We start from the raw sequence: 732 nt of genomic DNA, 5'->3' as shown, positions 1-732 counted from the left end.
AATAATATAGATACGTACTTAAACCTGATTAAATCAGGAGAAAAAAGTGTTATAGATGCTCTATATGAACTAAGCAATTTAGAAATAAAATCAAAACAAGAAAAAGCAATACTTGCATGTGTTAAAGTAGCAAACTTCCCTTTTTTAAAAGAACTTGATGATTTTGATTTTGAATTTCAACCAAGCATAAACAAACAAGAAATTCTTGATTTAAAAAGCTTAAGATTTGTAGAAAATAACGGAAATATATTGTTTGTAGGAACCCCTGGGGTAGGCAAGACACATCTTGCCACCGCCATAGGGATAGAATGTGCTAAGCACAGATATTCTACCTATTCATTCATTTTCAAGAATTAATGTCTCAATTAAAAAAGGCATTAGCAGAAAACCGTTTAGAGATCCGATTAAAACATTTTTCAAAGTATAAAGTGTTAATAATAGACGAAGTAGGATATTTACCAATAGACACAGATGCTTCAAATATATTTTTTCAGCTAATATCTAAAAGGTATGAAAAGCATAGTACTATTATTACAACTAATATGCCCTTTTCTAATTGGGCAGAAGTATTTGGATCAGCAACATTAGCCAATGCAATATTGGATAGATTACTTCATCATTCGCATGTTATATCAATAAAAGGGCCTTCATATAGATTAAAGTCAAAAGTTGAATATTTTAACAGTTCTTCGAATGCATCTTAGTACATTTTTTGTACAAAATTATATTCCA

The 732-nt window shown here is 29.5% G+C and carries 1 pseudogene; it reads left to right on the top strand.

Features of this window, described 5'->3' with window-relative positions:
• The first annotated feature begins 6 nt into the window (after nt 1-6).
• Nucleotides 7-704 (top strand): annotated as a pseudogene (istB, locus tag I4N53_RS12720) (IS21-like element helper ATPase IstB).
• The last annotated feature ends 28 nt before the right edge of the window (nt 705-732 follow it).

The sequence above is a fragment of the Thermoanaerobacter sp. CM-CNRG TB177 genome (assembly GCF_018588165.1).
Lineage (GTDB): Bacteria > Bacillota > Thermoanaerobacteria > Thermoanaerobacterales > Thermoanaerobacteraceae > Thermoanaerobacter > Thermoanaerobacter thermocopriae.
Note: the sequence above shows the minus strand (reverse complement) of the source record. Positions and strands in the feature narration are given on the sequence as shown.